Below are 304 nucleotides of genomic sequence, written 5' to 3' on the forward strand. Positions count from 1 at the left end.
CAGTGCCGTTTTGAACGGCACCCGCAGCGGGGTGGAAAAGCGGCCCAGCCGCACCTGTGTGATCTTCATAGTCCCGTCCTCCTTCTTATTCCAGCGGCAGGTTTGCCAGCTTGACAATGGCGTTTGCAATGATCTGGGCGTTCTGCACCAGACGTTCCAGATCGATGCATTCATCGGGCTGATGCTCTGTGACCGGGTCCCCCGCGAACTGGGGGCCAAAAGCCACCACATTGGGCAGCATCTTGGCGTAGGTGCCGCCGCCGATGCACTTGGGCGGGGCATTGTCGCCGGTGGCATCCCGGTA

Annotated in this window: 1 pseudogene; it reads right to left on the reverse strand. The window is 61.2% G+C overall.

From position 1 onward, the window contains the following. Window positions 1-85: 85 nt before the first annotated feature. Window positions 86-304, reverse strand: a pseudogene (locus P0G09_RS18285) (dipeptidase PepV); the annotation flags it as partial.

Origin of the sequence: Faecalibacterium sp. DFI.5.82, from assembly GCF_029076575.1 — a bacterium.
Classification (GTDB): domain Bacteria; phylum Bacillota; class Clostridia; order Oscillospirales; family Ruminococcaceae; genus Faecalibacterium; species Faecalibacterium duncaniae.